The following is a 24,674-nucleotide window of genomic DNA, read 5'->3' as shown; positions in this document are numbered from 1 at the left end:
TCACCACTTCCCTGTAAGTCGCTAGCCCACATTCTGCACGATCACTAAGCCAACCGTTCCAGCCCTTCCATCCTTTAGGACCTACCCCTCGCTCTTCCATCCAAACGGGTCAAGCACCCAAAAAACCAGATCGAGCACGCCGCTGGTCATCATGGCACCGGCAAGGGCCATGCAAACATGCAGAGAACTGGCACTTCGGAGCACGTCAAATGGTCCCAGAACAGCCAGCAGCGCGACCGCCACGCCGGCCGCGCACAGCACAAGACACGGCCCTGCGTCCTTGACGCACTTCTTTGCAAGGTGCTTGGTGTTGCCACTCATCAATATCGAACTCCTTAGAGGGTCGTTTTTCAGATGCATGCCGCCGCGACGGAGCATGGCGGCAGGGTAAGTGTCACATATCGTGCGGACATCAATGGAGAAACCGCCTGCTCGACCAACCCTTGACGCCGTTTTGCATCGGTACCCCATCCCCCGCTATCGGGCTCTATTACTTTTTCCGCGAAGTGAGCGTCTGTTTTTGGACCCCTGGAGCATCCGCATTTTTCAACGGCATAAACGCAGGATTCTGGCATCAAAACCGCAGAGAACGGCGCCCTCAAAGTGTCAATGCTTCGGGGGTCCGATTTTGCTCGTTCACTTCTCGGGAAAAGTATTAGACCTCGCCGCGGGCCACTAATAATGACCCCTTTATACACACCCAAAAACTCATCCAACATTAATCTTGGCTCAAGAATCGCTTAATCTATAACCTGCACTATAGAGTTCGACCAAGGGCGGGGCGGCGCCGCGCAACGCAGGCCGCCGAACGCAACGCTCGCGCCCGGGCAGATCGCCCGGCGTCGCGCCCATCGAACGAAAGGACAGGTCATGGACGACCTCGAAAAAGTTGAAACCATCCGCACCAAGTGCAACGTGAGTTACACCGACGCCAAGGCCGCGCTCGACGCCGCCGACGGCAACGTTTTGGACGCCATCATTTGGCTCGAGTCGCAGGGCAAGACCCAGACCACGTCGGCGCACGCCGCCACCGAGTCCGCGCCGGCCGACGAGCCCTCGGCCGAGATGGTCGCCGCGCAGGCAGCCTACGAAAAGTCGAGCGAAAAGACCGACTTCTCCAAGAAGATGGACAGCGTGTGGGAGTACCTCAAAAAGCTCTTCCGCCTGAGCCTGGACACCAAGTTTATCGCCACGCGCCGCGATGCGATCATCCTCAACATTCCCATCCTGATTCCCATCGTCGCGCTGTTTGCCTGGGGCGCCACGATTTGGCTGATGCTGCTTGGCCTGTTCTTTGGCATGCGCTACCGCATCGATAGCGACGGCGACGTGCCCGGCAGCATCAACAACCTGATGGACAGCGCTGCCAATGCCGCGGACGGCATCAAGCAAAATCTGAACGACGACAAGTAATCGCAGACGGGGGCACGTATGGCACGAATCCTGATCGTAGAGGACGAGGAGAAAATCGCCCGCTTTGTGACACTCGAGCTGGAGCACGAGGGCTACCAGGTGGAGCACGCCGCCGACGGACGCACCGCCGTTGACCTGGCGCTGGAGCGCGACTACGATCTGATTCTGCTCGACGTACTGTTGCCGCAGCTCAACGGCATGGAGGTGCTGCGGCGCGTACGCAAGCACAAGGGTGTGCCGGTGATTATGGTCACCGCGCGCGATGCCGTGATGGACAAGGTGGCCGGGCTCGATGCCGGCGCCGACGATTACCTGACCAAGCCATTTGCGATTGAGGAGCTGTTCGCACGGATCCGCGTGGCACTGAAGCGCTCGGAGGCCGTGCGGGCGGCTTCGGGCGTTGGCGGCGCCGGTACTGGGGCGGGCGCGGCAGGCGACGCGGGCGCCGGTATCGCCACAATGTCCCCGGCAACCGACACGACCCAGGCTTCCGCCTCACCCTCCCCCGCCGCGCTCGCCGTGGGCTCGGTTGCGCTCGACCCCGACCGCCGCGAAGTCACGGTCGGCGGCTCACCCATCGTGCTGACCGCTCGCGAGTTCGATGTCCTCGCCCTGCTTATGGGGCACGCCGGCACCGTGCTCACGCGCGAGCGCATCGCGCACGAGGCGCTGGGCTACGAATACGTGGGCGACACCAACAACGTCGATGTGCACATCGCGCACCTGCGTGCCAAGATCGAAGACGCCGGCGGTGCCCGCATCATCCAGACCGTGCGCGGGGTGGGCTATGTCTGCCGCGCGTAACGCCGAGGCCAAGCGCGTCACCTCCATCGCCCGCGCCATCAACTGGAGCTATATGTGGCGTCGCCTGATGAGCTACGTCTGGCTCGATCTGTTGCTGTTGGTTATTGCGGTGGCGATCCTCGTCTATGGATACAACCAGACGCTGCCCAACGGCGCGTTTACCGCAGGATGGATCCCCGGCGCCGCCGTTCGCAGCATGTCGCTGACGCCCGCGCGCGGCTGGGACCTGACAACGCTCACCTATACCGTCGAGCTTGCGCGTACCACCAAGACTTTCCCCCTCGCGCAGGACCTCGTCGCGCTATGGCCTCTCTACCTTGTCGTTGTGAGTTGGCAGGTCATCAGCGTGCTCAACATGCTCGGCGGCGCCCGCCGCGTGCGCCGCACCATGGCGCCGCTCAACGACCTGGCCCTGCGCGTGGACGAACTCGGCCGCATGCAGCTCTCCGGCGGCAAGATGGAAACATTGGAGCAGGCCATCGAGCGCGCAAGCGTCGACTCGCCGAGCGTCACTACCGGCGACGCCGACCTGGCAAGCATCGAGGTTGCACTCAACCGCCTACTGCGCCAGATGCAAGAGGCCAAGCTGCAGCAGATGCGCTTTGTCAACGATGCGAGCCACGAGCTGCGCACGCCCATCGCGGTGATTCAGGGCTACGTGAACATGCTCGACCGCTGGGGCAAAGACGACCCGGACGTGCTGGCAGAGTCCATTGCCTCGCTCAAGGCCGAAAGCGAGCATATGCAGGAGCTCGTGGAGCAGCTGCTGTTTTTGGCGCGCGGCGATGCCGGGCGCACGGTCCTGCGGCGTGCGAATACTAACCTGGCCGCACTGGTCGGCGAGGTATGCGAGGAATCGCAGATGATCGATGCCGAGCACACATATCGGCTGGCTTTTGACGCCTTGCTTGCCAGCGACCCGCGCTGCGACGCGCCCGTCGACGTGGCGCTCGTGAAGCAGGCTCTGCGCGTGATCGTGCAAAACGCCGCCAAGTATTCGGACGCGGGCACGCCCATCTCGTTTGACGTAGCGCCGGATGCGGGCGCGGGCACGGTCGACATAAGCGTTGAGGACGAGGGCATCGGCATGAACCAGGAATCCGCAGCTCACGCGTTTGAACGGTTCTACCGCGCCGACAACGCGCGCGATGCCGGCGCGCAGGGCTCGGGTCTGGGGCTTGCCATTGCCAAGTGGATCGTCGACAGCCATGGCGGTGTCATTGGCGTGACCTCAGTCGAGGGCGTCGGCAGCCGCTTTACGATTCGCCTACCACGGTAAGAAGCCCCTCGGCATAAATAAAGGGATAAGGCCATGCGGCCCTATCCCTTTTTGCTAGCTATAGCAGCTCATGCGCTACTCGCGGCACAGGTGCACGGCGAAGCCGGCGAACTCGCGCTTAAAGTACACGAGCTTGGTGCCGCCGTCGGGCAGCAGCACGCGCGACTCCTCGTTGACCTCGAGCCCGCGCTCGGCAAACCACTTCTCGGCAGCGTCGATGTCGTTGACGGCAAAGCCGATGTGGCCCTTGGTGCCACGACCGTTCTGCTTCATGATCTCGACCAGCGAATCGTTAAAGTACGAAACGGGGGTCTCGATGACAGGTAGGCCCATCATCGTCGAGAACAGCTCCGCGATCTCCAGGGCGTCTGCCGGGTCGGTGGCGTTAATGCCCACATGGGCAACGCGCATACCAAAGAGCTCTACCGGGTTGGCGTTCTGCTCACTCATGCAGTCAGCGCCTACTGAGCCATAACGTCGAGAACGGCCTTCTCGGCAGCAACGCGGTTCATGCCGGTCATGAAGGGCACGCCGCTCACGTACGGGCAGGTGAGGCCCTCGGGGGCAACGGTGGTGGCGATCAGCAGGTCGGCGCCCTCGTCGCAGTAGTCCTTAGCCTCGGAGATGGCGCACTGCACGATCTCGTACTTGCCGGCGTAACCGTTGGCGTCGAGCAAGGTGGCGACCTTCTGGGCAACGAGCGTGGAAGTAGCAGCGCCAGCACCGCAAGCCAAAACGATCTTCTTCATAGGTAATGTCTCCCTTCATGGTTTACTTTAGGTAAGTGTACCGCAGCGAGCGATAGCACTCGGCCTCGATGAGCTTTTATGCCAGTTTGCTTGCGCGCTGCGTATAATACATCCAGTACGTGTTGTCATACCGCTCGCTTTATGAGTGACTAAGGACCCTAATATGCCCGATTCCCGCACACTCTGGACCGCCGTCGTTATCATCTGCATCGCCGTGTCGGTGTTCTTTAGCGTCAAAAAACGCACCACGTTTAAACGCCTGCAGCAGCTTATGGCCGCTAAGCAGTGGGACGAGTTCGATCGTTTGCTCGACGGCAAACTCACCAGCATGCTGTACCCGCGCTACAACCGCGACTACCTGCGCCTGAACTCCTATCTGCTGCGCGAGGACCACAAGCGCGCCGATGAGATGTTCGATTTGCTGCTGGGGCTCAATCTGCCCAAGATGCAGCGCGTCGACCTGGTCATTAAGGCCTTTAACTACTACGTTGGTCAGGAGGACCGCAAAAAGTCCAAGGAATTGCTGCGCGAGATCAAAGGCTTTGAGGGCGGCCAGGCCGAGGCAGTCGCGCACGAATGCCAGCTGATGTATGACACGATGATCCTCAAGCGCCACAACGATATTCCCGAGCTGGAGCGCATGCTCAAGGAAGCCGGTGACGACAAGGTCAAGAGCTGCCGCCTGGAATACCTGCTGGCCCTGCAGTACCAGAACAAGGGCGACGAAGCCAAGTTCCAGGAGTTCCTGGAGAAGTCGGGCCAACACTCGATGGCCGTCAACGCGTAACGGGCGGCTTGTGCTAGACTTCTAGTCTCACGGGGGCGTGGCGGAATTGGCATACGCAGGAGACTTAAAATCTCTCGCCGCAAGGATTGTGGGTTCGAGTCCCACCGCCCCTACCACGTATTGTTTACGGGCCCGTGTCCCCCAGGGATGCGGGCTCGTTTCTTTTAGGTGCCGTCAACTGCAGAGCAGCTCATTTGGGACAGAGCTTTTTTGACTACTTTTAAAGGGTGCTCAGGCTCGGGGTCCAGGCGATGGTGGGGGTCGCGCCGTCGAGAACCTCGTTGATGGTGGCGGCCATGCCGGCGAGGAGGCTGTTCTCACTTACGGTGAGCGTCTTGTAGCCGCCGACTCGCATGAGCTCGCGAATCACCACGGCGCCTGCCAAGATCACGCCCGCGCGCTTGGGTTGCACGCCCGGCAACGCGGCGATGCCCGCAACATCCAGCGCGGACATGCGCTCGATAGCGGCCGAAACCTGCTCCAGCGAAAGCTCGCGCAGGTGCACAAAGCTCGAATCATACGGCTCCAGCTCGTGAACGAGTGCCACGAGCGTAGTGACGGTACCACCCACCGCGACCAGGCGCTCGGCGCGCTCAAAGTCGACAGGCAGGCTCTCAAAATAGCCCGCAAACTGCTCGCCCGCCCAGTTGGCGGCGGCAGCAAGCTCGCCGTCCGCCGGCGGCAGCGCCGAGAAAAAGCGCTCCGTCACGCGGCGACAACCGATGTCCAGCGAGCGCGTTCCCTCCAGCGCAAAGACCCCGCGCTCCGGCGCATAGACGCCCGTCGCGAGCTCCGTGGATCCGCCGCCCGAATCGGCAACGATGATGCGCTCGCCTGCAAAGTCGTGCGCCACGCCAAAAAACGTCAGGCGTGCCTCGACCTCACCCGGAATCACCTGCGGCTCGAGCCCCAGCTCGCGCAGGCCGTCCAGCAGCAGCGCGGCATTGGACGCATCGCGCGCGGCGCTCGTGCACGTGGTGCAGACGCACGCGGCCCCAAAGGCACGGGCCTCAACCACAAACATGCGGCACGCAGCGAGCACGCGCTCAACGGCCGCCTCGCAAAAGCGGCCCGTCGCGTCCACGCCCTCGCCCAGGTCGGTAATCTCGGTATGCTTGGACGATTCCACAATCGCTCCGCCCTCGACCTGGGCCAACACCACTCGCGACGACACCGTTCCCAGGTCGATCGCGGCCACCTTATAGCGTTTGCAATTTGTCATTGCGGGCTCCCCTCCGGGCGCTATTTGCCGTTGGACACGACCGTCTGACCCTCGACGCCGTTAAACCCAAACAGCATGTCGAGCGCCTGGATGTACCACGGTGCGTCCTTGCCGACCTCTTCGATCTCCTTGGCCACTTCGCTGGCATTCTTGGCGTTTGAGGACTTTTTGCTCGACGACGAATCCGAATCCTCGTCCAGACCTTGCACTTCAATCCTCTTCTCGCCGGGCATCACCATGCCCAGGTCCCGTGCCGAATCCTTAATGCCCTCTTCCGAAAACCACTTGTCAGTGTCTTTTTTCATCTCGTCGTTGTATTGCTGGCGAATCTCGACCTGCTTGGCCAAGATGTCGCTCGAGCGTTTTGCCACGTACAGGTCGCGCACGGGGAAATACAGGCTCATGAGCGCCAGCGCCACAACGATGCCGATAAACAGCGGACGCAGAGAGCCATGCGTAAAGTCATAGATCGCCTTGACCACCGCATTGTCGTTGGCGTAGCGCATAAAGTCCGAGCCCGAAAAACGGCTCGAAGGTCTGCTCGATTTGTCGTGCGTCTGGGCCGAGGGACGCGACGAATGCGGCGAACGTGTCGGACGTACTGGTCCATCTGTCGAAGTATTCACTTGAGCATTGGGGCGCGAGGTACTTGTCGGGCGCTGCGTGGAGCGGTCGGCGCCGGCGTAGTCGGAACCGCCGAGCTGCACCGTACGTGCGCGGCGAGGCGACGGCTCGCGCGATGCGGCGGAATAGTACCTGTTGTCGTAAATCTGATCCATGTGCGCCTTGTGCGGTTGAGGTTTGTTTGCGCTAAGTCCTTTAGTTATAGCACGAGCGCCCGCACCGCCTTCGCCAGCCTTTGCTCGACATAAAAAAGGCGCTGAGCCATATGGCCCAGCGCCCGACAGAACTCTGTAGCGTCTAGCTGGAGCGGGGCGAAGCCGAGTCCATCCCCTCCCCACCAGGCTCGTCTATCTAGCGAATGTTATAGAACGCGGCCTTGCCGGCGTAGCGCGCGCTGCCCTCGAGCTCGTCCTCGATGCGGATGAGCTGGTTGTACTTGGCGATACGGTCGCTGCGGCACGGGGCGCCCGACTTGATCTGGCCGGCATTGACGCCCACGACCAGGTCGGCAATCGTGGAATCCTCGGTCTCGCCGGAGCGGTGGCTCACGATGCAGGCGTAACCGGCCTCCTTGGCGGTCTCGATGGCCTCGAGCGACTCGGTGAGCGTACCGATCTGGTTGACCTTGACCAGGATAGCGTTGGCGGCACCCAGCTCGATGCCCTTCTTGAGGCGCTCGGTGTTGGTGACGAACAGGTCGTCGCCCACCAGCTGCACCTTGTTGCCAATGCGACGGGTAAGCTCGACCCAGCCGTCCCAGTCCTCCTCGGCCATGCCATCCTCGATGGAGATGATGGGGTAGGTGTCGACGAGCTTCTCCCAGTAATCAACCATCTGGGCACTCGTGTACTCCACACCCTCGCCCTTGAGCTCGTACATGCCGGTCTCGGCGTTGTAGAACTCGGTCGAGGCCGGGTCCATGGCGTACATGAAGTCGACGCCAGGCTTAAAGCCGGCCTTCTCCACGGCCTTGGTGATGTACTCGAACGGCTCGGCATTGGTCTTGAGGTTGGGGGCAAAGCCACCCTCGTCGCCCACGCCGCCGCCAAGGCCCGCCTCGTGCAGCACGCCCTTGAGGGTGTGGTAGACCTCGGCACACCAACGCAGACCCTCGGCAAAGCTCGGGGCGCCCACCGGCATGATCATGAACTCCTGGAAGTCGACGTTATTGTCGGCATGCACGCCGCCGTTGAGGATGTTCATCATGGGCGTGGGCAGCAGATGAGCGTTGACGCCGCCCAGGTACTGGTACAGCGACAGGCCCGCCGACTCGGCAGCGGCGCGGGCAACGGCCAGCGACACGCCCAGGATGGCGTTGGCACCGAGCTTGGTCTTGTTGGGGGTACCGTCCGCGGCGATCAGCGCGGCATCGACGGCGCGCTGGTCGAAGGCGTCGAGGCCCACGACGGCGTTAGCGCACTCGTTATTGACGTGCTCGACGGCCTGCGAAACGCCCTTGCCCAGGTAGCGGCCCTTGTCGCCATCGCGCAGCTCGCAGGCCTCAAAGGCACCGGTCGAAGCGCCCGAAGGCACCATTGCGCGGCCAAAGCTACCGTCCTCGAGCACGACCTCGACCTCGACAGTGGGATTGCCGCGGCTGTCGAGCACCTCGCGACCGTAGACGTCCAAAATATCGCTCATGTTGTCTCCCTCTCACTTGGAAACGGGTTGAATGCTTGGCGACACGGCTTGCACGCTACAGTGGCGCGCAGGTTCATAAGTTAGCCTTATCGCACTTTTTGCATTATGCCCTAAGTTAGCCAAGGGATACAATCTTTTTAAAAAATAATAGGGGCGATGGGACAAGTCCGTCCCGTCGCCCCCGCAGTCTTACTCCTCTGCCTTTGCGGCATCCCAGAGGTCATTGAGGCCGTGGGTCGAAAGCTCGGCCAGATCAACGTGGGCGTCGGCCGCCATCTGCTCCATCGCAGCCCAGCGACGGCGGAACTTTGCCGTGCTGGCACGCAGGGCGCTCTCGGCGTCGACTCCCTCCTTGCGCGCAACGTTGACCAGGGCAAAGAGCAGGTCGCCAAACTCCATCTCGCGCTCGGGCGAGCCGGGAGCCTCAGCCTCAAACTCGGCACGCTCCTCGGCTACCTCGTCCCACACATCCTGGACCGTCTCCCACTCAAAGCCCACGGCAGCCGCCTTGCGCGACACCTTCTGAGCCTGCATCAGCGCCGGCAGATGCGTGGGCACGCCGTCGAGCAGGCCCTCGGGCGCAGCCTCGCCCGCCGCCACGGCCTTGTCCTTGGCGGCCTTCTCGGCAAGCTTGACCTCGTCCCAAATCTTGAGTACCTCGTCGGAGCTATCGGCATCCGCATCGCCAAACACGTGCGGATGACGGCGAATGAGCTTGGCGTCGATATCGTGTGCCACGTCGACCAGCGTAAACTCTCCGGCGTCCGCCGCAATCTGCGCATGCAACACTACCTGCATGAGCACGTCGCCGAGCTCCTCGCGCAGATGCGCCACGTCGTCCGCCTCGATGCAATCGAGCGCCTCGTACGCCTCCTCGATCATGTTTTTGCCAATGCTTCGGTGCGTCTGCTCGCGGTCCCACGGGCAGCCGTCGGGCTGACGCAAGCGCCAAATGGTCTGCACCAGATGCTGCAGCTCGGCCGACGCGTCTACCAGCGTGGACAGATCGCGCGAACCCTCGGTATTTTGCTGAGCCATGTGCTGCGCCATGGTTATTCCTCCTCCAGGATCACGTGACGGAACGTGCCGCCCTCGTAGATGCCGTAGCTGTGCGTGCCGTCCTTGGGGATGCTCACGCTGCCGGGGTTGAAGAGCCACAGGCCCGGGTGCGCGGCGCTCTCCTCGTTAACTTTGATGTGCGTGTGGCCGTAGACGAGCGCGGAGCCCTCGGGCAGCGCGGGCGCGCGGTCGACGCTGTTGTGCATGCCGGCGCCAAAAACGTGGCCGTGCGTCAGGAACAGCTCGCGGCCGGTCTCGTCGAACAGCGTGGCGTAGTCGGCCATGACGGGGAAGTCGAGCACCATCTGGTCGACCTCGGCGTCGCAGTTGCCGCGCACCGCGATGATGCGGTCGGCCAGGGCGTTGAGCAGCGGAATCACACGCTTGGGGGCGTAGTCGCGCGGCAGGTCGTTGCGCGGACCGTGGTAGAGCAGGTCGCCCAGCAGGACGATGCGGTCGGGCTGCTCGGATTCGATGGCGGCGACCAGGCGCTCGGTCCAGTATGCCGAGCCGTGGATGTCGGAGGCGATGAGGTATTTCATGGTGGTCCTTTCGGGTGGGGTTGATGGGGCTGGGCGCTGGATGTCGCCGGCCGCGCTACTCAAATCGCAGTGCCGCGCTCTGGGCCGCTTGTATCACGCGCTGGAGCGGCACGTCGTGCTCGCGGGCAAGACGGGCGCAGTCTTCGTACTCGGGCGCCGCGCGCTCGCTGCCGTCGGGCAGAGTGGACACTTTAACGGATACCTCGCCCCATGGCGTCGCTACGCGCTCAAAGCGGCGTGGCAGGCAAACGCGCTCCATAACCTGGCGGCGGATGCCATTGGTCGTGGTCTCCAAAAAGATAATCGTCTGCAGGCGCTCGATATCCTCGTGGGTGCAGATTACCTGCAGCTGCCAGCCGGGGCGGCCCTTCTTGCAATAGAGGGGCAGCCAATGCACCTCGCGCGCACCGGCCTCGCGCAGGCGGTCGGCGGCGTAGGCGAGCACCTCGGGCGACGCGTCGTCGATATCGCATTCCAGCTTGACGATGGTCTCGGGCGCATCGGTCTCGCGGGACAGCGGAGATTTGCTATCGCATGGCATACGGTCCGGCTCCTTTCCGCACGGGCTCGTTTTGTTCATCCAAACGCTAACACATCGGACGTGGCACAGGCGTGACTTTCGTCCGTTGCCGCCCTCGCCCCTATCCAATCGATTTCGACCCCCGACGTGCCCGGCGTTTTGAGAGTTGCGCCGCTACAATGGAGCGGATTCGCTTGACGCAAAGGAGTCGCCATGTCTGCTTGCCCGCTGGTCGATTGCCATACCCACACCTCGTTCTCGGACGGGCACGCCTCGTTTGAGGACAACGTCCGCGCCGCTGCTGCGGCCGGTTGCCGCGTTATGGTCTCGACTGACCACCTCACCCTGCCCGCCAGCATGGACGCCAATTGCGAGGTACAGGTTACCGAGGGCGACCTGCCGGCACATCGTCTGGCTTTTGAGGATGCCCGCAAGCTTGCCGCGCAGATCGCGCCGAAACTCGAGCTTATCTATGGCTTTGAGTGCGATTGGTACGAAGGCTGCGAGCCTTTGGTCGAGCGCTGGTCCCGGGGCGCCGTCGTGCGCCTGGGCAGCGTACATTGGATTGGCAACCCGGGCGATATTGCGGCAGGCGCTGCGGGCACGACGGGGACAGAGGACGTCGCTCGTCCCGATACACCCGATTCGCGCTGCGGTTGGATCGACGATGACACCGACCTGCATGTTTGGGAAAACTTAGGCGTGCGCGGCGTGTGGGAGCGCTACGTCGACGACTGGTGCCGCGCCTGCGAAAGCTCGCTCAACTTTGACGTGATGGCCCATCCCGACCTGGTCATGCGTTTTTCGAAGGAAGGCTTCGCGCCCGACTTTGACCCCGCGCCGTTTTGGAGGCAGATGGCCGAGTGCGCTCACGACACTGGTCGCCGTGTCGAGGTCTCGACCGCCGCGCCGCGCAAGGGCCTCGACGACTACTATCCCGCGACCGGCCTTTTGCGCTGCTTTGCCCATGCCGAGGTGCCCATTACCTTTGGCTCGGACGCGCACCGCGCCTGCGATATCTGCTGGAACATCCGCGCGGCCCAGGCACACGCCTACGACTGCGGCTACCGAACCTTCGACATCCCCCACGCCACCGGCGAATGGGAACCCACGCCCCTCGCCTAGCCATCCCTTCATAAGTTGCGGTTGATCCGTTGGGGACGGAGGAAAACGGATCATTTGGCGCAAAGTATCCTGTCCCCCTTGCACCAAAAGCTTGACTAGTGGCGGCGGGCGTTGAGTTCGCCGGCCAACTCATCGAGGGTGATGCCGTAGCGCTCGAGCGTCACGAGCAGGTGATAGATCAGGTCGCCGGCCTCGTAGCGAATGTGATCGTGGTCGTTATCCTTGCAGGCCATGATGACCTCGCTCGCCTCCTCGGCAAGCTTCTTGAGCAGCTCGTCCTCGACATCGGTCAGCAGGCGGGCAGTATAGCTCTCCTCCGGCGACACATCGCGACGACCGTGAATCACCTCGGCCAGCCCCGTCAGCGTCTCGCCGATGTTTCCCGGCTGCACGTTAGCTGTTCTGACTCCCATGGTTATTTCCTCTCGTTACTGCAGCGTAAAGTAGGTACCGGTCTCATCGAACCGAGGCTTTGCGCCCTTTTTCTCAAAAAACTCGACGATGACGGCATGGGCCTCATCGAGCCTTTCCTTCTGGGCCTCGAGCCAAAGCGACTGCGCCCCACAGGCATCGGTCAGGTGCACGCGGCATGGCACGCCCGCGCGGAGGAGCTCGGTGTTGCAGTCGGCGACTTCGAACGGCGTCACGATCTTCATCGCACTCCCCCTTCCACGCGCTTAAAGAAGCAGGTACGGTTGCCGGTATGGCAGGCCGGACCCGGCGAGTCGACCTTGACCAGCAGCGTATCGCTATCGCAGTCGGCCCAGAGCTCCTTGACCTCCTGCATATTGCCGCTCGTCGCGCCCTTGTTCCAGAGCTCCTGGCGGCTACGGCTCCAAAACCACGTGGTGCCGGTCTTGAGCGTCAGCCCCACCGACTCCTCGTTCATCCAAGCGACCATAAGCACCTCACCAGTGTCATACTGCTGAACCACACAAGGAATGAGCCCGCGGGCGTCGTATTTAAGATCCGCTGGAGTAGTAATTTCTCTCATTTCAATTCCCCAATTTAAACATCGCCGGTCGGCGAGGGTTGTCCAGGTGCCCGAGATTCCGAGCGACAAGCCCGACGACGCGTACTTAAGTACGCGAGGAGGGTTGGAGCCGGAAGGTCGGGTGCCTGGGCAAGCCGCAGCGCTAGAAGTCCAATCTCACAGGGATGCCCTGCGACGCCATATACTCCTTCACCTGGCGGATGCTGAAGGTTCCAAAGTGAAAGACGCTCGCCGCCAACACGGCATCGGCCTCGCCCTCAATCACACCCTCGGCAAAATGCTCGAGCGTACCCACGCCGCCGCTCGCGATGACGGGAATCGGTACCGCGCGCGCCACGGCGCGAGTGAGCGCCAGGTCAAAGCCGGCCTTGGTGCCGTCGCGGTCCATGCTGGTCAGTAGGATTTCGCCGGCGCCGCGACGAGCCGCCTCCTCGGCCCACGCCACCGCATCGATACCTGTGGCGTTGCGGCCGCCCGCCGTGAAGACCTCCCACTTGTCGGCATCTGGCTCGCCGGGCAAGCCGACGCGCTTGGCATCGATCGCCACGACCACGGCCTGGCTGCCAAACGCCGCGGCGGCCTGGCTGATCAACGACGGATCGCGCACGGCGGCAGAGTTAAGCGACACCTTGTCGGCACCGGCGGCAACCATGGTCCGCATGCCCGCCAAGTCGCGGAAACCGCCGCCCACGGTATAGGGAATAGCGAGCTCCTCGGCCGCGTGCGCCGCCATCTCGATGGTCGTCGCGCGGTTGTCGCTCGTCGCGGTAATGTCCAAAAAAACGACCTCGTCTGCACCCTCGCGGTCGTAGGCGCGGGCCAGCTCCACCGGGTCGCCCGCATCGCGCAGGCTCACAAAGTTGACGCCCTTGACCACGCGGCCGTCCTTAACATCCAGACAGGGAATTACGCGTTTGGTAAGCATGGGCTACTCCTCCCCTCGGGCGGCGGCCAGCGCCTGGGCCAGCGTAAAGTTACCCTCGTAGAGCGCACGACCGGTGATAGCACCCTCGATGGCGTCCTCGCCCACCGCGGCTAGCGCGCGGATATCGCCGAGCGTCGAGATACCGCCCGACGCCACGACGGGAAAGCCCGCGACCTGCGCCACATGGCGATATGCCGCCACGTCGATGCCCGTCTGCATGCCATCACGCGCGATGTCGGTATACACCAGATGCTTAAAGCCCAGCTCGGTAAGCTGCGCCACGGCATCGTCGAACGCCACGCCCGCGCCGTCGCGCCAGCCGTTCACCTTAACCTGGCCGTAGCGTGCGGCAATGTCGGCGACCAGCAGCTCGCCAAAGCCTTGGGCTGCCACCTCGGCAAAACCCGGCTCGGTCACCAGCACGGTGCCCAGCGCAATGCGGCGAGCGCCATAGCCGGCCAGCTCGTCGATGCGCGCGAGCGAGCGGACGCCGCCGCCCACGTCCACGGACAGACCGTCGACGCCGCAGATGGCCTTAATCGCCGTCGAGTTGGCGGCACATGCGCCCTCGTCCTCGCCAAAGGCAGCGGACAGGTCGACGACATGCACCCAGCTTGCGCCCTGCTCGGCAAACGAGCGGGCGACGGCCACGGGGTCGTCGGAATATACCTTGCAGCGGCTCCGGTCGCCGCGCTCCAAGCGCACAACCTTGCCGCCGATCAAATCGATTGCGGGAAACAGAATCATCGGCCGGCCCCCTCGACGATGCTCACGAAGTTCTTAAGAATGCGCTGACCCAGCGCGGAGGATTTCTCGGGATGGAACTGGCAGCCCCACACGTTGCCATGGCGCACGATGCACGGAAAGCTCCGCGTGTAGTGCGTGCGCGCCAGCACATCGGTGGCATCGGCGTTGTCGGCCACCGCGTAGCTGTGGGTAAAGTACATGTTGGCGCCCTCGGCAAAACCGGCAAGCAGCGGATCGGCCGCGCCGGCAGGCGTCATGTGCACCTGGTCCCAGCCCACGTGCGGCACCTTCAGGCGGCTCGACTCCAAGCGCGTGCACGAACCGCGCATAATACCCAGGCCATCGACCCAGGGACCACCGGCCTGCTCGGAGGCATCGTCGTCCGCGTCCGCGCCCTCGTCCGCCGGCACGCCCTCGTTGCCGCGCTCAAAAAACAGCTGAAGGCCCAGGCAGATGCCGAGCAGCGGAGTTCCGGCGGCAACGGCATCGAGCACGGCCGCCTCCTCGCCGCTCTGGCGCATAAAGGCGATCGCGTCATAGAACGCGCCCACGCCCGGGATGACCAGGCCATCGGCGTTGCGGATCTGCTCCGGATCGTCCGACGTGCAGGCGGCGGCACCGGCGCGCGCAAGCCCGCGCACGACGCTCGACAAGTTGCCCTTGTGGTAGTCGACCACCACGATCTTCGGTTCGCCCACGCGACCCTCCCTTTTCCCATTCAAAACCCGCCAAAAAGGGGACAGGTTTATTTTGGTCGGTTAAACGTTCACCCACCACATGAGACAGCATTCCCGCAGATAAAACCTGCCAAAATAAACCTGTCCCTTTTTGGCAGGTTACAGTGAGCCCTTGGTGCTGGGGATGCCCTGCACGCGGGGATCGAGCTCGCAGGCGTGACGCATCGTGCGGCCCACGGCCTTAAAGGCGGCCTCGATAATGTGATGCGAGTTACCGCCCGCCAGCTCGCGCACGTGCAGCGTGAGCCTGGCGTCGCGCGCAAAGGCGTAGAAGAACTCGACGGCCAGCTCGGTATCAAAGCTGCCCACGCGCTCGGTGGGCACGGGCAGCTCGCAGTAGGCCTGCCCGCGGCCCGAAATATCAACAGCAGCCATCACAAGCGTCTCGTCCATGGCGATCGCCGCGTCGGCAAAGCGCGTAATGCCCGCCTTGTCGCCCAGCGCCTGACAAAACGCCTCGCCCAGCACAATACCCGTGTCCTCGACGGTGTGGTGCGCATCGACCTCCACGTCGCCCACCGCGTGCACCGTCAGATCGAACAGACCATGGCGGCCAAAAGCGTTGAGCATGTGGTCGAAAAACGGCACGCCGGTCGAGATATCGCACACGCCGCTTCCGTCCAGGTCGAGCTTTACGACAATGTCGGTCTCGCCCGTCTTGCGGGTTACCTCGGCATAGCGGTCCATCTACATCTCCTCCTTCACCAGCGCGGCAAACGCGGCCAGCACCTCGTCGTTTTCCTGCGGGGTGCCCACGGTAATGCGCAGGCAGTCCGCGAGCCCCGGCGCGTAGCTAAAGTCGCGCACCAGAATCGAATACTCGTCGCGCAGACGCTCGCGCACGCGCGTGGCATGCGGCGTGCGCACGAGCACAAAATTCGCCGCGCTCGGCCATGCCTCCACGGGCATGCCCTCGGCAGCCATTGCGCGCAGGGCGCACAACTCGCGCTCGCGCTCGGATGTAACTTGCGCCACCACGGGTGCATACGCATCGCGGGCACGCACGCAGGCAAGCGCTGCGGCCTGGCTCAGCACATTGACCGAATAGATCTGGCGAATCGCCGCGAACACATCGATGACCTCGGGCGCCGCGATCACATAGCCCAGACGCGTGCCGGCGGCGCCGAACGCCTTGGACAGCGTGTGCAGAATCACCAGGTTGGGATGCTCGGCGATAAGGCCTTGCGCCGTGGTTGCCGCGCCAAACGAATCGTCGGCAAACTCAACATAGGCCTCGTCGACCATCACCATGCCGGGGCATGCATCGCACAGGGCCGCGACAAAGTCGAGCGGCACCACATCGCCCGTGGGATTATTGGGCGAGGTCACGATTGCCAGGTTGCACTCGGGCGCCGCTGCGAGCACAGCCGCTTGGTCGAGCTCAAAGGTCGCCGGGTCGCGCCACACATCGCGCACTTCAGTCTGGCACAGAGACGCAAAGAACGCATACTCGCTAAAGCACGGCGGGCAGTTGAGCAGGGTCCTCCCCGCGCCGCCAAACGCCAGCAGGCAGTTATAGAGCAGCTCGTCGCCGCCGTTGCCCACGCAGACATTCTCGCGCGCCACACCATGCCAAGCGGCAAGCTCGTCGCGCAGATCGTTGGACATGGGATCGGGATAGCGGTTGAGCGGTGTAGCGGCCAGGGCGGCGTCGACCGCCTCGCGCACGCCAGCCGACACGGGATAGGTGTTCTCGTTGGCCGAAAGGTTGATGCGCGTGGGCGTAAAGTTGGGATCGTAGGGCTCAATGCCGGCCAAGTAGGGCTGGACGAGCTCCTTCATGCGGGGCGTCAGCTCGGCCATATTAGGCCTCCCCGCCGGTCGCACCGGCGCCATCCGCGCCCGCAGCCGCCAGGTCCACGCCCTCGGCAACCGTCGCCACGGCGTCGCCCGGCCAGGCAACCTTGGTCAGGTCGGCCGCGGCCAGCGACTCGGCACTCACGGCATCCTCGCCCTGCTCCAGCACACGGCGACGCAGAGCGGCGGAAAGCGCGTGTGCCCACAGGCCCTCGGCCTCGGCCAGGCGCTGCGTAGCGGGAGCGTCGGAGAGCAGGCCCTCGGGCGTATAGCAAATGACGCTCGAGCGCTTAACGAACTCTTCGACCGAAAGCGGGTTGGAGAACAGGGCCGTGCCGCCGGTCGGCAGCGTGTGGTTGGGGCCAGCAACATAATCGCCAAGCGGCTCGGAGCTCCAAGCGCCCACAAAGATGGCGCCGGCGTTGCGAATGCCGCCAAGCAGGCCCATTGCATCCTTGCAGTGCAGCTCCAGGTGTTCGGGCGCCACGGTGTTCACGGCCTCGACGGCGGCAGCCATATCGGCGGCCACCACGATGGTGCCTTCGTTGTCGAGCGAAGCACGCGTGATCTCGGCACGCGGCGACTGCGCCACCAGGATGTCAATGCCAGCCTCGACCTCGCGCGCAAACTGCTCGTCGCAAGTCACCAGATAGCAGGCTGCCAGCGGATCGTGCTCGGCCTGGGCCATCAGGTCTGCCGCGACCACCATAGGCTTGGCCGTGGCGTCGGCCAGCACGCAGACCTCGGAGGGACCGGCGACCATATCGACACCCACGTCACCCGAGACGATCTGCTTGGCCGCGGCAACAAAGGCGTTACCTGGGCCGGTAATTTTGTCGACGCGCGGAATGGTCTCGGTGCCGTACGCCAGCGCGGCCACGGCCTGGGCGCCGCCCACCATATAGATTTCGTCCACGCCGCCGAGCTTGGCCGCCGCGAGCGTATACGGGCTAATCAGTCCATCCTTTTGCGGCGGGGTCACCATGACCACGCGCTCAACGCCGGCAACCTTGGCGGGAATGGCGTTCATAAGCACGGTGGAAGGGTACTGCGCGCGACCGCCCGGCACGTAGATGCCGGCCGCAGCAAGCGGGGTCACCTTAACGCCGAGCATCGTGCCGTCCGGGCGCGTGGTAAACCAGCTCTGCTCGACCTCGCGCTGGTGGAACTCGCGAATCTGGCGCGCAGCCTTTTCGAGCGCGGCGACAAAGGCCGGATCGAGGCCTTCGAGCGCGGCATCGATCTGCTCCTGCGGCAGACGGAAGCTCTGCAGCTCAACACCGTCAAAACGCTGGCAGTAATCGCGCACCGCGGCATCGCCGTTGGCACGCACGTTGGCCACGATATCGCGAGCGGCGTCGACGATGTTTTGCGGCAGCACGCCCTTACGGTTGAGCTGGTTGGTAACGAGGCGCTCACCGGGAGCAAGCTTGATGGTCTTCATTTCGGTATCCCCTATCGGTCGAGGTTGTGTTCGAAAAACGAGAGACCGGGCGGCGGCGCCAGTCGGCCCGCCGCCCGGACGTTGGGGCGCCCGTGCGTGCTCGCGCTATTGTGCCGAGCCCGCAACGGGCTCAAAATGCTTGTCCTTCACGGCTGCCGCCAAGCGATCTGCCAGATTGCGTACGCGCGGATCCAAGCGAGCGGCACCCGGGTTGACGAAGAAGCGGGCCGTGCAGTCCATGATGCGGCCGGTGATGACCAGGTCGTTATCGCGCAGTGTGGCGCCCGTGGCGGTAATATCCACGATGCGATCGGTCATGCCGACAATGGGGCCCAGCTCGATGTTGCCGTGCAGCGAGACAATGTCGGCGTTCACGCCGCGCTCGGCATACCAGGCACTCGCGATGCGCGGATACTTGGTGGCCACGCGAAGCGACCCACGGCGGGCATAGTTGCGCTCGGCCTGGCCGGCGCGCCACGCGGGCTCCGCCTCGATAAAGGTGCACAGGCCGTAGCCCAGATCGACCAGCTGCAGCAGGTTGAGGTCTGCCTCGATAAGCGAGTCCCAGCCGCAGATGCCACAGTCGGCACCGCCGCAGCCCACAAAAGCGGGCGCGTCGCTGGGACGCACGATGACAAATTCGATATCGCCGACCGTGCCCTCGCCGGCACGTGTGTCGCGACCACGCACGATCAGGTGACGGCCGGGATCGCGCAGCTCAGAGACGTCCAAGCCCGCGGCCTCGAGCACATCGAGCGTATCGGCCTTGAGCGAGCCCTTGGGCACGGCGATACGCAGCGGACCCTCGGCGCCACGGCCCACGGCATGGTCACCATCGGAAGCAGCGTCCTCGGCCGAGGTGCGCGCGGCTTCCAGACGCTCGAGCGAAAAGGCAAAGCCCGCCGCCGGCACCTCGATGCCGTCGCCGAACGCACCGGTAAAGATGGAGTCGTAGCGACCGCCCGAGCCCACCGGATCGGGCAGGCCACCGGCATAGGCCTTAAAAACCAGGCCCGTGTAGTAATCAAAAGAGTTCATGATGGAGAAATCGAAGGACAGCACCTGGGCGTCCTCGGGAGCCAGACCATCAACCAGGGCACGCATCTCGCGCGTCAGCGGCGCGACGATGCCCGCCGCCGCCAGCAGCGCGTCGACGCGGTCGAATACCTCGGCGCCGCCGTGCAAGCGCGGCAGCTCGCTAATGGCGGCCTTGACGGCCTCGGGCTCGGCGCTTGCCGCCACACGGGCATCGAGGCCCACAAAGTCGTTGGCGTGCACGCAACGCAATGCCTCGGCAGCCAGTTCGCGATCCTCGCACGCCGCGAGCAGTTCCTTAAACGGACGCACGCTGCCCGCGATAATGCGCGCATCGGGCAGCGCCAGCTTGCGCATAGCCTCCGCCACCAGCGAGACGATCTCGACATCGCCCGCGACATCGCCCGCACCGATAAGTTCAAGGCCCAGCTGAGTAAACTGACGCGAGCCACCGGCATTGCGTTGGCACTCGCGAACCACCGGTGCCTCGTAGCGAAGGCGCAGCGGCAGATCGGCCGCGCGCATGCGGGTCGAAACCAAGCGCACGATCGGCAGCGTGTTGTCGGGACGGACCACCAGCAGGCGACCGTCGTCATCAAAGAGCTTAAACGGGGTGTCCGCAATGCGGCCGCCCTCCTCGAGCGAGCCCTTGTCCTCGAGCAGCGGCGTCTCGACCGGAAGGTAATGATGCTCCCTGAAGCAGCCCTTCACCGTCAGCGCAATCTCCTCGCGCGCCTGAGCCTCCTCGGGCAATATGTCCCGGAATCCCCACGGTGTGGCCGTCATCTGGTGAGCCTCCTCATGCTGTGTTTCATATAGAGCAGAAGACCGGCATAGCTCCGCCGGTCTTCTGGGTACTTTAGCATACTAGAGTGTTTGCGGGGAGAATCGTCCTCCTCGGCTCATAGCGTATTCATTTGGAAACATAGGGGAAAGCGCGTCCCGCCCGCCAGCCAAAAACTGGGATGCGGTTTCCGGTTGAGGTCCTCAGCGGAAAGTGTGTCCCATTCTGAGCGCCTGTTCTGGGACGTGCTTTCCGCCAGAAGCCTCAAGCGGAAAGCACGTCCCGTTTCTCAAAAAGCGTCAAACGCCAACTCGGCGCCCTGTCCCACTTAGGCGCCAATCGCGCGTCGGTACTCCGCCATAACCTGAGCGTCGGCTGCCGCGGGATTGGCGAAATAGCGCCAATCATAGGTCTCGGCCGAAACAACTCCGCGATAGCCGCGCGCCACCAGCCTATCCAGGTCGGCGCGCATATCGCGGTCGCCGTCACCCCAAGCAAGATGCGTCGTGCCATCTGCCGCAACATCGACAAAATGCACGTGGGCGACATCATCGCCAAGCAGATCGAAATAATCGTCGATGGTATCCCCCGCCACCGCCATAGCGCCCAAATCCAGACACGCCTTAAGTGCCGGATGATCAACTGCCTCGATCATGCGCTTCGTATCGGCCGCCGAGTTCACGATCATCGACTCAACCGGCTGTAGGGCCTCGAGCACCAGTCGCACGCCGCGCTCTCCCGCATGCTCGGCAATCGCACGCAGCATCGAGGCGCTGCGACCCCACGCGTCCTCGATCGGCTCGTTCAAAAATGCCCAGCCGCTCGAGACCATGACCTGCTCGGCTCCAAGTTCCGCCGCGATATCTACAACGTTCTTAAAGTACGCGAGCGTGCGGGCACGCGCCTCATTCCCGCGCGCCGCGATATTCCACGGCTTGGGGTTGTTCTGTTCGGGACAAAGCCCCACAATCCGAACCCCATACCGCTGCGACAGCTCCCGTACCCGCTCGAGCGAATCGTATCCATGGCAATCGACATACAGATGCATCGCCCCGGTCCAAAGCTCGCAACACGTATAGCCCGAGGCCGCTGCCGAAGAAAAGAATTCCTCAAGGTCAAAATAACGATGGCTGATATTCATGACGGCAAGCTGCGGATACTCCATCTTGTCCACCTTTCGGCAAAAGGGCGCCGCAGCACAGTGTGCGCGACGCCCCCTCTTACATTGTTTTCATTATGACGGATACCCTACTGGACACCAAGCACTCCAAAGAACGCGCCAGCGATACTCACGAGCAGGATCACAAGCATGATGAGCAGCGGATTCATCTTCTTCTTGAGCATGAGATAGACAATTCCAAACAGCCCCATCGTGACAAAGCCCGGGAAGATTCCGTTGAGCAGCTCGGCGAGCGTCTGAGCACCATCGCCCGCACCGACCATGAGCGGAATGTCCACGGTGACCATCTCCATGGTCATAGCACCGATCACCATGGCGCCCATGATAGAGGCCATCTTGACGATCGTGTCCATAATGCCCGATTCCTGGACCTTGCTGATCATGTCCGAGCCAAAGCGATATCCCACAAACGTCAGCAGGTAACGGATGATGTAGTGAGGAACGTTGAACACGAGCAGGAACAAAATCGGGCCAAGAATAGAGCCCTGCAGCGCCAGCGACGTGCCGACACCCGTTGCCAAAATTCGCAGCGTGCCCCAGTAGAAAGCATCGCCCACGCCGGACAGCGGCCCCATCAAAGCAAGCTTGACATTAGAGATCGCGCTCGTGTCAAAGCTATCGTCAGTAGCGTTAACCTCCTCCATTGCAGCGGCGATGGACATGGGAAGCGTCGAGATGTACGGCGTGACGTTATAGAGCTCCATATGGCGCTTAAGGGCGGCCTTAAAGTCCGCATCCTGCGGATACAGCTTGCGAAGGATCGGCATAAGGGCCCACATAAAGCCGATATGGCCCATACGCTCGTAGTTCCAGGAATGCTCATAGGGAATCGAGCGCCAGAACAGCTTCTTAAGGTCTGCGCGGGAAATCAGCCCGTCGTAAGAAGACTCAAACTTAAAACTCATCGAACCCACTCCCAATCGCAGGATCCTCGGTTGCCGCTGCGGGCTGCTCCGCTTTTTTCTTATCACCCAAAACCGTCATCGCGACGACGATGATCGCGGCAAAGATCGCCACGCCCGTCGTGCTAATGCCAAAGTAGGCGACGAGGAAGAAGCCAGCGAAGAAGAACGGAGCCACTGTTTTGTTCATAATCATCTGCGCCAGCATCGCAAAGCCGAGTGCGGGCAAGAAGGCGGCGGCGACATCCATGCCGGTCTGAACGAAATCGGGGATGATGTTGAGCAGGCTGGCAACAGCATCGGCACCAAAGAAGAATGCCAGGGGAATAATCAGCAGGCCGCACCAGCTCTGCGCGTAACCGGCGATGAGCATGTTGCGCGTGATGGCCTTGGTGTCTCCGTCCTCGACGTTTTTGTCGATACGGTGCACCAGCAGCAGCATGACCGGTTGGCCCAGGGCCGTGTCGAGCGCCAGGACGATCGTGGCGATAGGAATACCCAGGGTCAGGGCCGCCGAAGCGTCCGCGCCGGCCTGCATGGCAAGAGATACGCCCAGGATAGTGCCGGAAATCGTATCGGGCGGGTTATAGGCGCCGACCGAGATGGCGCCGACCATGGCAAGCTCCATCGTGGCGCCCATGATCGTGCCGGTCACCATGTCGCCCATGACAAGGCCAACCAGAGGTCCGAGCACGATCGGGCGCTGGAGGTAGCTCGTGCCCGTCAGCCACTCGGAATAACCCAAAAGGGCAATAAGGAAAATCAGGATTGTCTTGATAACCATGACGGCCCCTAACCGATGACCTTCGCGGCGTCAGTCTTCGCATCTGCCGGAATCATCTGAATGAACAGTTCATAGCCCTCGCCGAGCAGCTCCTTCACGTAGGCCTCGTTCTCGGGCGTGAGGAACACGCTCGTCGAGACCTGGCGGGCATTCTCGCTAAAGGCAACGTTGCCGAGGTTGATCTTCTTGACTCCCATCGCCTTGGCGACGGCACCGGCCTGCTGAATCGTCTCGCAAACCACGAAGAGTTTGTACTTATCGGTCACACCGCTCTGGAGCGCCTTGACAGCATCCTCGGTGTTTTTGACGACGACCTTGCATCCTTCGGGCTTTGCAAGGGACAGGGCCTGCAGACGAAGCTTGTCATTGAGGACCGTGTCGCTCACTAACAGGATGCAGTCGGCACCCAGAGCCGAGGTCCAGCTAACGGCAACCTGGCCGTGAAGCAGTCGATAATCTACACGAATCATCTGAATCATGATGTGCTCCTAACGATTAAAACTCATCGAGTTCGGCCTGCCCCAGCAGGTCGTTGACGTACTTGACCTTAGTGTCGTCCGCCTCGACGATCTGGCGAATGGCCTCGTCGATCGGAGTGGAATCGGGTACGAACAGCAGCTGAATAAGGAGTGGCAAGTTCATATTGGTCACGAGGTGCGTGTTGGGACGCGTCTGGACGATCTTGGTGAACTCGTTGTTGACGCTGCCGCCAAAGAGGTCAGTGCACACGACAACTTCGTCGTCCGCGGCAAAGCCGTCCAGAATCGCTGCAGCCTCCTTGGACAGGTCCTCGTTTCCGTCGACATACATAGAGAGCGCATGGACGTTTTCGCGCTCACCGGAAAGCAGGCCGATGCTCTCGACGATTCCAGACGCGAAATGAGCATGGGACGCCACGATAAACTGCCTCATTCGATCCCCTTCCTAGCGAATTTCGGCATAAAAATGCCCGGACGCATGCGCCCGGGCAGGGTGCTTCTTAAATGAGTGGTCAACTATTAGTAGTCGAACTGGTGATAGTAGCGACGGTAGTTGAGGTTGTGCTTGGTGACCGTCTCGTAGTAAGCGGCAAGGCGATCGGTGATCAGCGAGGAAAGGATCCACGGAGACACGATGACGCGGAACTCGTCGTCAAGGCCGGGGATCGCGAACTCGGCGGTGTCGATGATGTTGATGTCGGTGTCGCCGGTCACGCCGCGGTTGAGGAACGCGCGGACGCGCTCGTCGAGCTTGCGGTTCTCGTCCTCGCCCATGAACAGGAACACGGGGACGCCGGGCTCCACGAGCTCGAGGGTGCCGTGGAAGAAGTCGGCCGAGGTGATGTAGCGGGTGCGCTTCCACTGCATCTCCTCCAGGATGCACATCGAGAACAGGATCGTCTCGCCCCACAGGGCGCCGGAGCCGATGAACATGGTGTAGGGGGCCAGGGCGTACTTCTTTGCGAGCTCCTCGGCGCGCGGCTCGAAGCTCTTGCGGATGTCGACCAGGTGGGTCCAAACGTCCTTGGTCTGCTCGATGAACTTATCGAACTGCGGGAAGCAGCCGCGGCGGTTGAGCAGGCGCAGGCCGAAGCAGTCGGC

30 protein-coding genes and 1 tRNA gene are annotated in these 24,674 nt (G+C 62.7%); 6 read left to right on the top strand and 25 right to left on the bottom strand.

Features of this window, described 5'->3' with window-relative positions:
• Positions 1–81: 81 nt before the first annotated feature.
• On the bottom strand, positions 82–321 hold the full coding sequence (locus DXD48_RS08995; protein WP_117564911.1) for a hypothetical protein: 240 nt from the start codon (positions 319–321) through the stop codon (positions 82–84).
• A 549-nt stretch (positions 322–870) separates the two neighbouring features.
• Here DXD48_RS08995 and DXD48_RS08990 point away from each other — a divergent pair.
• From DXD48_RS08990 to DXD48_RS08980, 3 genes are read left to right on the top strand one after another with little or no spacing between them, the layout of a single operon-like run.
• Complete coding sequence (locus tag DXD48_RS08990; RefSeq protein WP_117564910.1) at positions 871–1,413, top strand: DUF4342 domain-containing protein; 543 nt, start codon at positions 871–873, stop codon at positions 1,411–1,413.
• 18 nt (positions 1,414–1,431) lie between these two features.
• The gene (locus tag DXD48_RS08985; RefSeq protein WP_117564909.1) at positions 1,432–2,217 is read left to right on the top strand and encodes a response regulator transcription factor; all 786 of its coding nucleotides are present in this window, start codon (positions 1,432–1,434) and stop codon (positions 2,215–2,217) included.
• The gene (locus DXD48_RS08980; protein WP_117564908.1) at positions 2,201–3,496 is read left to right on the top strand and encodes a cell wall metabolism sensor histidine kinase WalK; all 1,296 of its coding nucleotides are present in this window, start codon (positions 2,201–2,203) and stop codon (positions 3,494–3,496) included. The genes DXD48_RS08985 and DXD48_RS08980 overlap by 17 nt, the downstream gene beginning before the upstream one ends.
• A gap of 75 nt (positions 3,497–3,571) precedes the next feature.
• Here DXD48_RS08980 and DXD48_RS08975 read toward each other — a convergent pair whose 3' ends face one another.
• Positions 3,572–3,946 carry a VOC family protein gene (locus DXD48_RS08975; protein ID WP_117564907.1) on the bottom strand — a complete coding sequence of 125 codons (375 nt, stop codon included), beginning with the start codon at positions 3,944–3,946 and terminating at the stop codon, positions 3,572–3,574.
• A gap of 11 nt (positions 3,947–3,957) precedes the next feature.
• Entirely contained in the window at positions 3,958–4,245 is a 288-nt protein-coding gene (locus DXD48_RS08970; protein ID WP_117564906.1) for a PTS sugar transporter subunit IIB, read from the bottom strand.
• Positions 4,246–4,408: 163 nt separating this feature from the next.
• On the opposite strand from DXD48_RS08970, the gene DXD48_RS08965 reads away from it, so the two are divergent.
• Complete coding sequence (locus DXD48_RS08965) at positions 4,409–5,032, top strand: hypothetical protein (RefSeq protein ID WP_117564905.1); 624 nt, start codon at positions 4,409–4,411, stop codon at positions 5,030–5,032.
• Positions 5,033–5,063: 31 nt separating this feature from the next.
• Positions 5,064–5,148, top strand: a tRNA-Leu gene (locus tag DXD48_RS08960).
• 104 nt (positions 5,149–5,252) lie between these two features.
• Here the strand turns inward: DXD48_RS08960 and DXD48_RS08955 are convergent.
• The 6 genes from DXD48_RS08955 to larC all read right to left on the bottom strand — a co-directional run bounded on the left by DXD48_RS08955 (position 5,253) and on the right by larC (position 10,661).
• On the bottom strand, positions 5,253–6,254 hold the full coding sequence (locus DXD48_RS08955; protein WP_117564904.1) for a hypothetical protein: 1,002 nt from the start codon (positions 6,252–6,254) through the stop codon (positions 5,253–5,255).
• Positions 6,255–6,274: 20 nt separating this feature from the next.
• Positions 6,275–7,033, bottom strand: a complete 759-nt coding sequence (locus DXD48_RS10270; RefSeq protein ID WP_233514982.1) for a septum formation initiator family protein — start codon at positions 7,031–7,033, stop codon at positions 6,275–6,277.
• Positions 7,034–7,229: 196 nt separating this feature from the next.
• Positions 7,230–8,519: a phosphopyruvate hydratase gene (eno, locus tag DXD48_RS08945; RefSeq protein WP_117564903.1), complete on the bottom strand. Its 1,290-nt coding sequence runs from the start codon at positions 8,517–8,519 to the stop codon at positions 7,230–7,232.
• Positions 8,520–8,708: 189 nt separating this feature from the next.
• Complete coding sequence (gene mazG / locus DXD48_RS08940; RefSeq protein WP_117564902.1) at positions 8,709–9,569, bottom strand: nucleoside triphosphate pyrophosphohydrolase; 861 nt, start codon at positions 9,567–9,569, stop codon at positions 8,709–8,711.
• Positions 9,570–9,571: 2 nt separating this feature from the next.
• Complete coding sequence (gene yfcE / locus DXD48_RS08935; RefSeq protein ID WP_117564901.1) at positions 9,572–10,120, bottom strand: phosphodiesterase; 549 nt, start codon at positions 10,118–10,120, stop codon at positions 9,572–9,574.
• Between the two features lie 55 nt (positions 10,121–10,175).
• The gene (gene larC / locus DXD48_RS08930; RefSeq protein WP_233514981.1) at positions 10,176–10,661 is read right to left on the bottom strand and encodes a nickel insertion protein; all 486 of its coding nucleotides are present in this window, start codon (positions 10,659–10,661) and stop codon (positions 10,176–10,178) included.
• Positions 10,662–10,853: 192 nt separating this feature from the next.
• On the opposite strand from larC, the gene DXD48_RS08925 reads away from it, so the two are divergent.
• Positions 10,854–11,765 (top strand): PHP domain-containing protein, encoded by a 912-nt coding sequence (locus tag DXD48_RS08925; RefSeq protein ID WP_117564899.1) that lies wholly within the window; start codon positions 10,854–10,856, stop codon positions 11,763–11,765.
• A gap of 95 nt (positions 11,766–11,860) precedes the next feature.
• On the opposite strand, the gene hisE is transcribed toward DXD48_RS08925, so the two are convergent.
• From hisE to DXD48_RS08845, 16 genes are all read right to left on the bottom strand, one after another.
• Entirely contained in the window at positions 11,861–12,178 is a 318-nt protein-coding gene (gene hisE, locus DXD48_RS08920) for a phosphoribosyl-ATP diphosphatase (protein WP_117564898.1), read from the bottom strand.
• Positions 12,179–12,193: 15 nt separating this feature from the next.
• Positions 12,194–12,421 carry a hypothetical protein gene (locus DXD48_RS08915; RefSeq protein ID WP_117564897.1) on the bottom strand — a complete coding sequence of 76 codons (228 nt, stop codon included), beginning with the start codon at positions 12,419–12,421 and terminating at the stop codon, positions 12,194–12,196.
• Complete coding sequence (hisI, locus tag DXD48_RS08910; RefSeq protein WP_117564896.1) at positions 12,418–12,759, bottom strand: phosphoribosyl-AMP cyclohydrolase; 342 nt, start codon at positions 12,757–12,759, stop codon at positions 12,418–12,420. The genes DXD48_RS08915 and hisI overlap by 4 nt, the downstream gene beginning before the upstream one ends.
• Before the next feature lie 142 nt (positions 12,760–12,901).
• Positions 12,902–13,684, bottom strand: a complete 783-nt coding sequence (hisF, locus tag DXD48_RS08905) for an imidazole glycerol phosphate synthase subunit HisF (RefSeq protein ID WP_117564895.1) — start codon at positions 13,682–13,684, stop codon at positions 12,902–12,904.
• Between the two features lie 3 nt (positions 13,685–13,687).
• Entirely contained in the window at positions 13,688–14,431 is a 744-nt protein-coding gene (locus DXD48_RS08900; RefSeq protein ID WP_117564894.1) for a HisA/HisF-related TIM barrel protein, read from the bottom strand.
• On the bottom strand, positions 14,428–15,129 hold the full coding sequence (locus tag DXD48_RS08895) for an imidazole glycerol phosphate synthase subunit HisH (protein ID WP_117564893.1): 702 nt from the start codon (positions 15,127–15,129) through the stop codon (positions 14,428–14,430). The genes DXD48_RS08900 and DXD48_RS08895 overlap by 4 nt, the downstream gene beginning before the upstream one ends.
• A gap of 138 nt (positions 15,130–15,267) precedes the next feature.
• A complete protein-coding gene (hisB, locus tag DXD48_RS08890; RefSeq protein ID WP_117564892.1) occupies positions 15,268–15,855 on the bottom strand; it encodes an imidazoleglycerol-phosphate dehydratase HisB in 588 nt (195 codons plus the stop codon).
• On the bottom strand, positions 15,856–16,971 hold the full coding sequence (hisC, locus tag DXD48_RS08885) for a histidinol-phosphate transaminase (RefSeq protein WP_199407938.1): 1,116 nt from the start codon (positions 16,969–16,971) through the stop codon (positions 15,856–15,858).
• A 1-nt stretch (position 16,972) separates the two neighbouring features.
• Positions 16,973–18,409 carry a histidinol dehydrogenase gene (gene hisD / locus DXD48_RS08880; RefSeq protein ID WP_117564890.1) on the bottom strand — a complete coding sequence of 479 codons (1,437 nt, stop codon included), beginning with the start codon at positions 18,407–18,409 and terminating at the stop codon, positions 16,973–16,975.
• A gap of 105 nt (positions 18,410–18,514) precedes the next feature.
• Entirely contained in the window at positions 18,515–20,230 is a 1,716-nt protein-coding gene (gene hisG / locus DXD48_RS08875; RefSeq protein WP_117564889.1) for an ATP phosphoribosyltransferase, read from the bottom strand.
• Positions 20,231–20,556: 326 nt separating this feature from the next.
• Complete coding sequence (locus DXD48_RS08870; RefSeq protein WP_117564888.1) at positions 20,557–21,393, bottom strand: sugar phosphate isomerase/epimerase; 837 nt, start codon at positions 21,391–21,393, stop codon at positions 20,557–20,559.
• Between the two features lie 83 nt (positions 21,394–21,476).
• Positions 21,477–22,313 carry a PTS system mannose/fructose/sorbose family transporter subunit IID gene (locus DXD48_RS08865; RefSeq protein ID WP_117564887.1) on the bottom strand — a complete coding sequence of 279 codons (837 nt, stop codon included), beginning with the start codon at positions 22,311–22,313 and terminating at the stop codon, positions 21,477–21,479.
• Positions 22,303–23,094, bottom strand: a complete 792-nt coding sequence (locus tag DXD48_RS08860) for a PTS sugar transporter subunit IIC (RefSeq protein WP_117564886.1) — start codon at positions 23,092–23,094, stop codon at positions 22,303–22,305. Before DXD48_RS08860 ends, DXD48_RS08865 begins: the two co-directional genes overlap by 11 nt.
• A gap of 8 nt (positions 23,095–23,102) precedes the next feature.
• On the bottom strand, positions 23,103–23,573 hold the full coding sequence (locus tag DXD48_RS08855; RefSeq protein ID WP_117564885.1) for a PTS sugar transporter subunit IIB: 471 nt from the start codon (positions 23,571–23,573) through the stop codon (positions 23,103–23,105).
• Between the two features lie 16 nt (positions 23,574–23,589).
• Entirely contained in the window at positions 23,590–24,006 is a 417-nt protein-coding gene (locus DXD48_RS08850) for a PTS sugar transporter subunit IIA (protein WP_117564884.1), read from the bottom strand.
• An 86-nt stretch (positions 24,007–24,092) separates the two neighbouring features.
• The coding region (locus DXD48_RS08845; protein ID WP_370446305.1) for an SIS domain-containing protein at positions 24,093–24,674 on the bottom strand (582 nt) is incomplete at its 5' end.

Origin of the sequence: Collinsella sp. TM05-37, from assembly GCF_003436455.1 — a bacterium.
Taxonomy (GTDB): Bacteria; Actinomycetota; Coriobacteriia; order Coriobacteriales; family Coriobacteriaceae; genus Collinsella.
The sequence above is the reverse complement of the archived record's forward strand: the minus strand, read 5'-3'. Positions and strand labels throughout refer to the sequence as shown.

What these genes read in the sequence shown, in the direction of transcription:
- DXD48_RS08995 (WP_117564911.1), bottom strand. Translation starts at nt 321, where the DNA reads ATGAGTGGCAACACCAAGCACCTTGCAAAGAAGTGCGTCAAGGACGCA.
- DXD48_RS08990 (WP_117564910.1), top strand. Translation starts at nt 871, where the DNA reads ATGGACGACCTCGAAAAAGTTGAAACCATCCGCACCAAGTGCAACGTG.
- DXD48_RS08985 (WP_117564909.1), top strand. Translation starts at nt 1,432, where the DNA reads ATGGCACGAATCCTGATCGTAGAGGACGAGGAGAAAATCGCCCGCTTT.
- DXD48_RS08980 (WP_117564908.1), top strand. Translation starts at nt 2,201, where the DNA reads ATGTCTGCCGCGCGTAACGCCGAGGCCAAGCGCGTCACCTCCATCGCC.
- DXD48_RS08975 (WP_117564907.1), bottom strand. Translation starts at nt 3,946, where the DNA reads ATGAGTGAGCAGAACGCCAACCCGGTAGAGCTCTTTGGTATGCGCGTT.
- DXD48_RS08970 (WP_117564906.1), bottom strand. Translation starts at nt 4,245, where the DNA reads ATGAAGAAGATCGTTTTGGCTTGCGGTGCTGGCGCTGCTACTTCCACG.
- DXD48_RS08965 (WP_117564905.1), top strand. Translation starts at nt 4,409, where the DNA reads ATGCCCGATTCCCGCACACTCTGGACCGCCGTCGTTATCATCTGCATC.
- DXD48_RS08955 (WP_117564904.1), bottom strand. Translation starts at nt 6,254, where the DNA reads ATGACAAATTGCAAACGCTATAAGGTGGCCGCGATCGACCTGGGAACG.
- DXD48_RS10270 (WP_233514982.1), bottom strand. Translation starts at nt 7,033, where the DNA reads ATGGATCAGATTTACGACAACAGGTACTATTCCGCCGCATCGCGCGAG.
- eno (WP_117564903.1), bottom strand. Translation starts at nt 8,519, where the DNA reads ATGAGCGATATTTTGGACGTCTACGGTCGCGAGGTGCTCGACAGCCGC.
- mazG (WP_117564902.1), bottom strand. Translation starts at nt 9,569, where the DNA reads ATGGCGCAGCACATGGCTCAGCAAAATACCGAGGGTTCGCGCGATCTG.
- yfcE (WP_117564901.1), bottom strand. Translation starts at nt 10,120, where the DNA reads ATGAAATACCTCATCGCCTCCGACATCCACGGCTCGGCATACTGGACC.
- larC (WP_233514981.1), bottom strand. Translation starts at nt 10,661, where the DNA reads ATGCCATGCGATAGCAAATCTCCGCTGTCCCGCGAGACCGATGCGCCC.
- DXD48_RS08925 (WP_117564899.1), top strand. Translation starts at nt 10,854, where the DNA reads ATGTCTGCTTGCCCGCTGGTCGATTGCCATACCCACACCTCGTTCTCG.
- hisE (WP_117564898.1), bottom strand. Translation starts at nt 12,178, where the DNA reads ATGGGAGTCAGAACAGCTAACGTGCAGCCGGGAAACATCGGCGAGACG.
- DXD48_RS08915 (WP_117564897.1), bottom strand. Translation starts at nt 12,421, where the DNA reads ATGAAGATCGTGACGCCGTTCGAAGTCGCCGACTGCAACACCGAGCTC.
- hisI (WP_117564896.1), bottom strand. Translation starts at nt 12,759, where the DNA reads ATGAGAGAAATTACTACTCCAGCGGATCTTAAATACGACGCCCGCGGG.
- hisF (WP_117564895.1), bottom strand. Translation starts at nt 13,684, where the DNA reads ATGCTTACCAAACGCGTAATTCCCTGTCTGGATGTTAAGGACGGCCGC.
- DXD48_RS08900 (WP_117564894.1), bottom strand. Translation starts at nt 14,431, where the DNA reads ATGATTCTGTTTCCCGCAATCGATTTGATCGGCGGCAAGGTTGTGCGC.
- hisB (WP_117564892.1), bottom strand. Translation starts at nt 15,855, where the DNA reads ATGGACCGCTATGCCGAGGTAACCCGCAAGACGGGCGAGACCGACATT.
- hisC (WP_199407938.1), bottom strand. Translation starts at nt 16,971, where the DNA reads ATGGCCGAGCTGACGCCCCGCATGAAGGAGCTCGTCCAGCCCTACTTG.
- hisD (WP_117564890.1), bottom strand. Translation starts at nt 18,409, where the DNA reads ATGAAGACCATCAAGCTTGCTCCCGGTGAGCGCCTCGTTACCAACCAG.
- hisG (WP_117564889.1), bottom strand. Translation starts at nt 20,230, where the DNA reads ATGACGGCCACACCGTGGGGATTCCGGGACATATTGCCCGAGGAGGCT.
- DXD48_RS08870 (WP_117564888.1), bottom strand. Translation starts at nt 21,393, where the DNA reads ATGGAGTATCCGCAGCTTGCCGTCATGAATATCAGCCATCGTTATTTT.
- DXD48_RS08865 (WP_117564887.1), bottom strand. Translation starts at nt 22,313, where the DNA reads ATGAGTTTTAAGTTTGAGTCTTCTTACGACGGGCTGATTTCCCGCGCA.
- DXD48_RS08860 (WP_117564886.1), bottom strand. Translation starts at nt 23,094, where the DNA reads ATGGTTATCAAGACAATCCTGATTTTCCTTATTGCCCTTTTGGGTTAT.
- DXD48_RS08855 (WP_117564885.1), bottom strand. Translation starts at nt 23,573, where the DNA reads ATGATTCAGATGATTCGTGTAGATTATCGACTGCTTCACGGCCAGGTT.
- DXD48_RS08850 (WP_117564884.1), bottom strand. Translation starts at nt 24,006, where the DNA reads ATGAGGCAGTTTATCGTGGCGTCCCATGCTCATTTCGCGTCTGGAATC.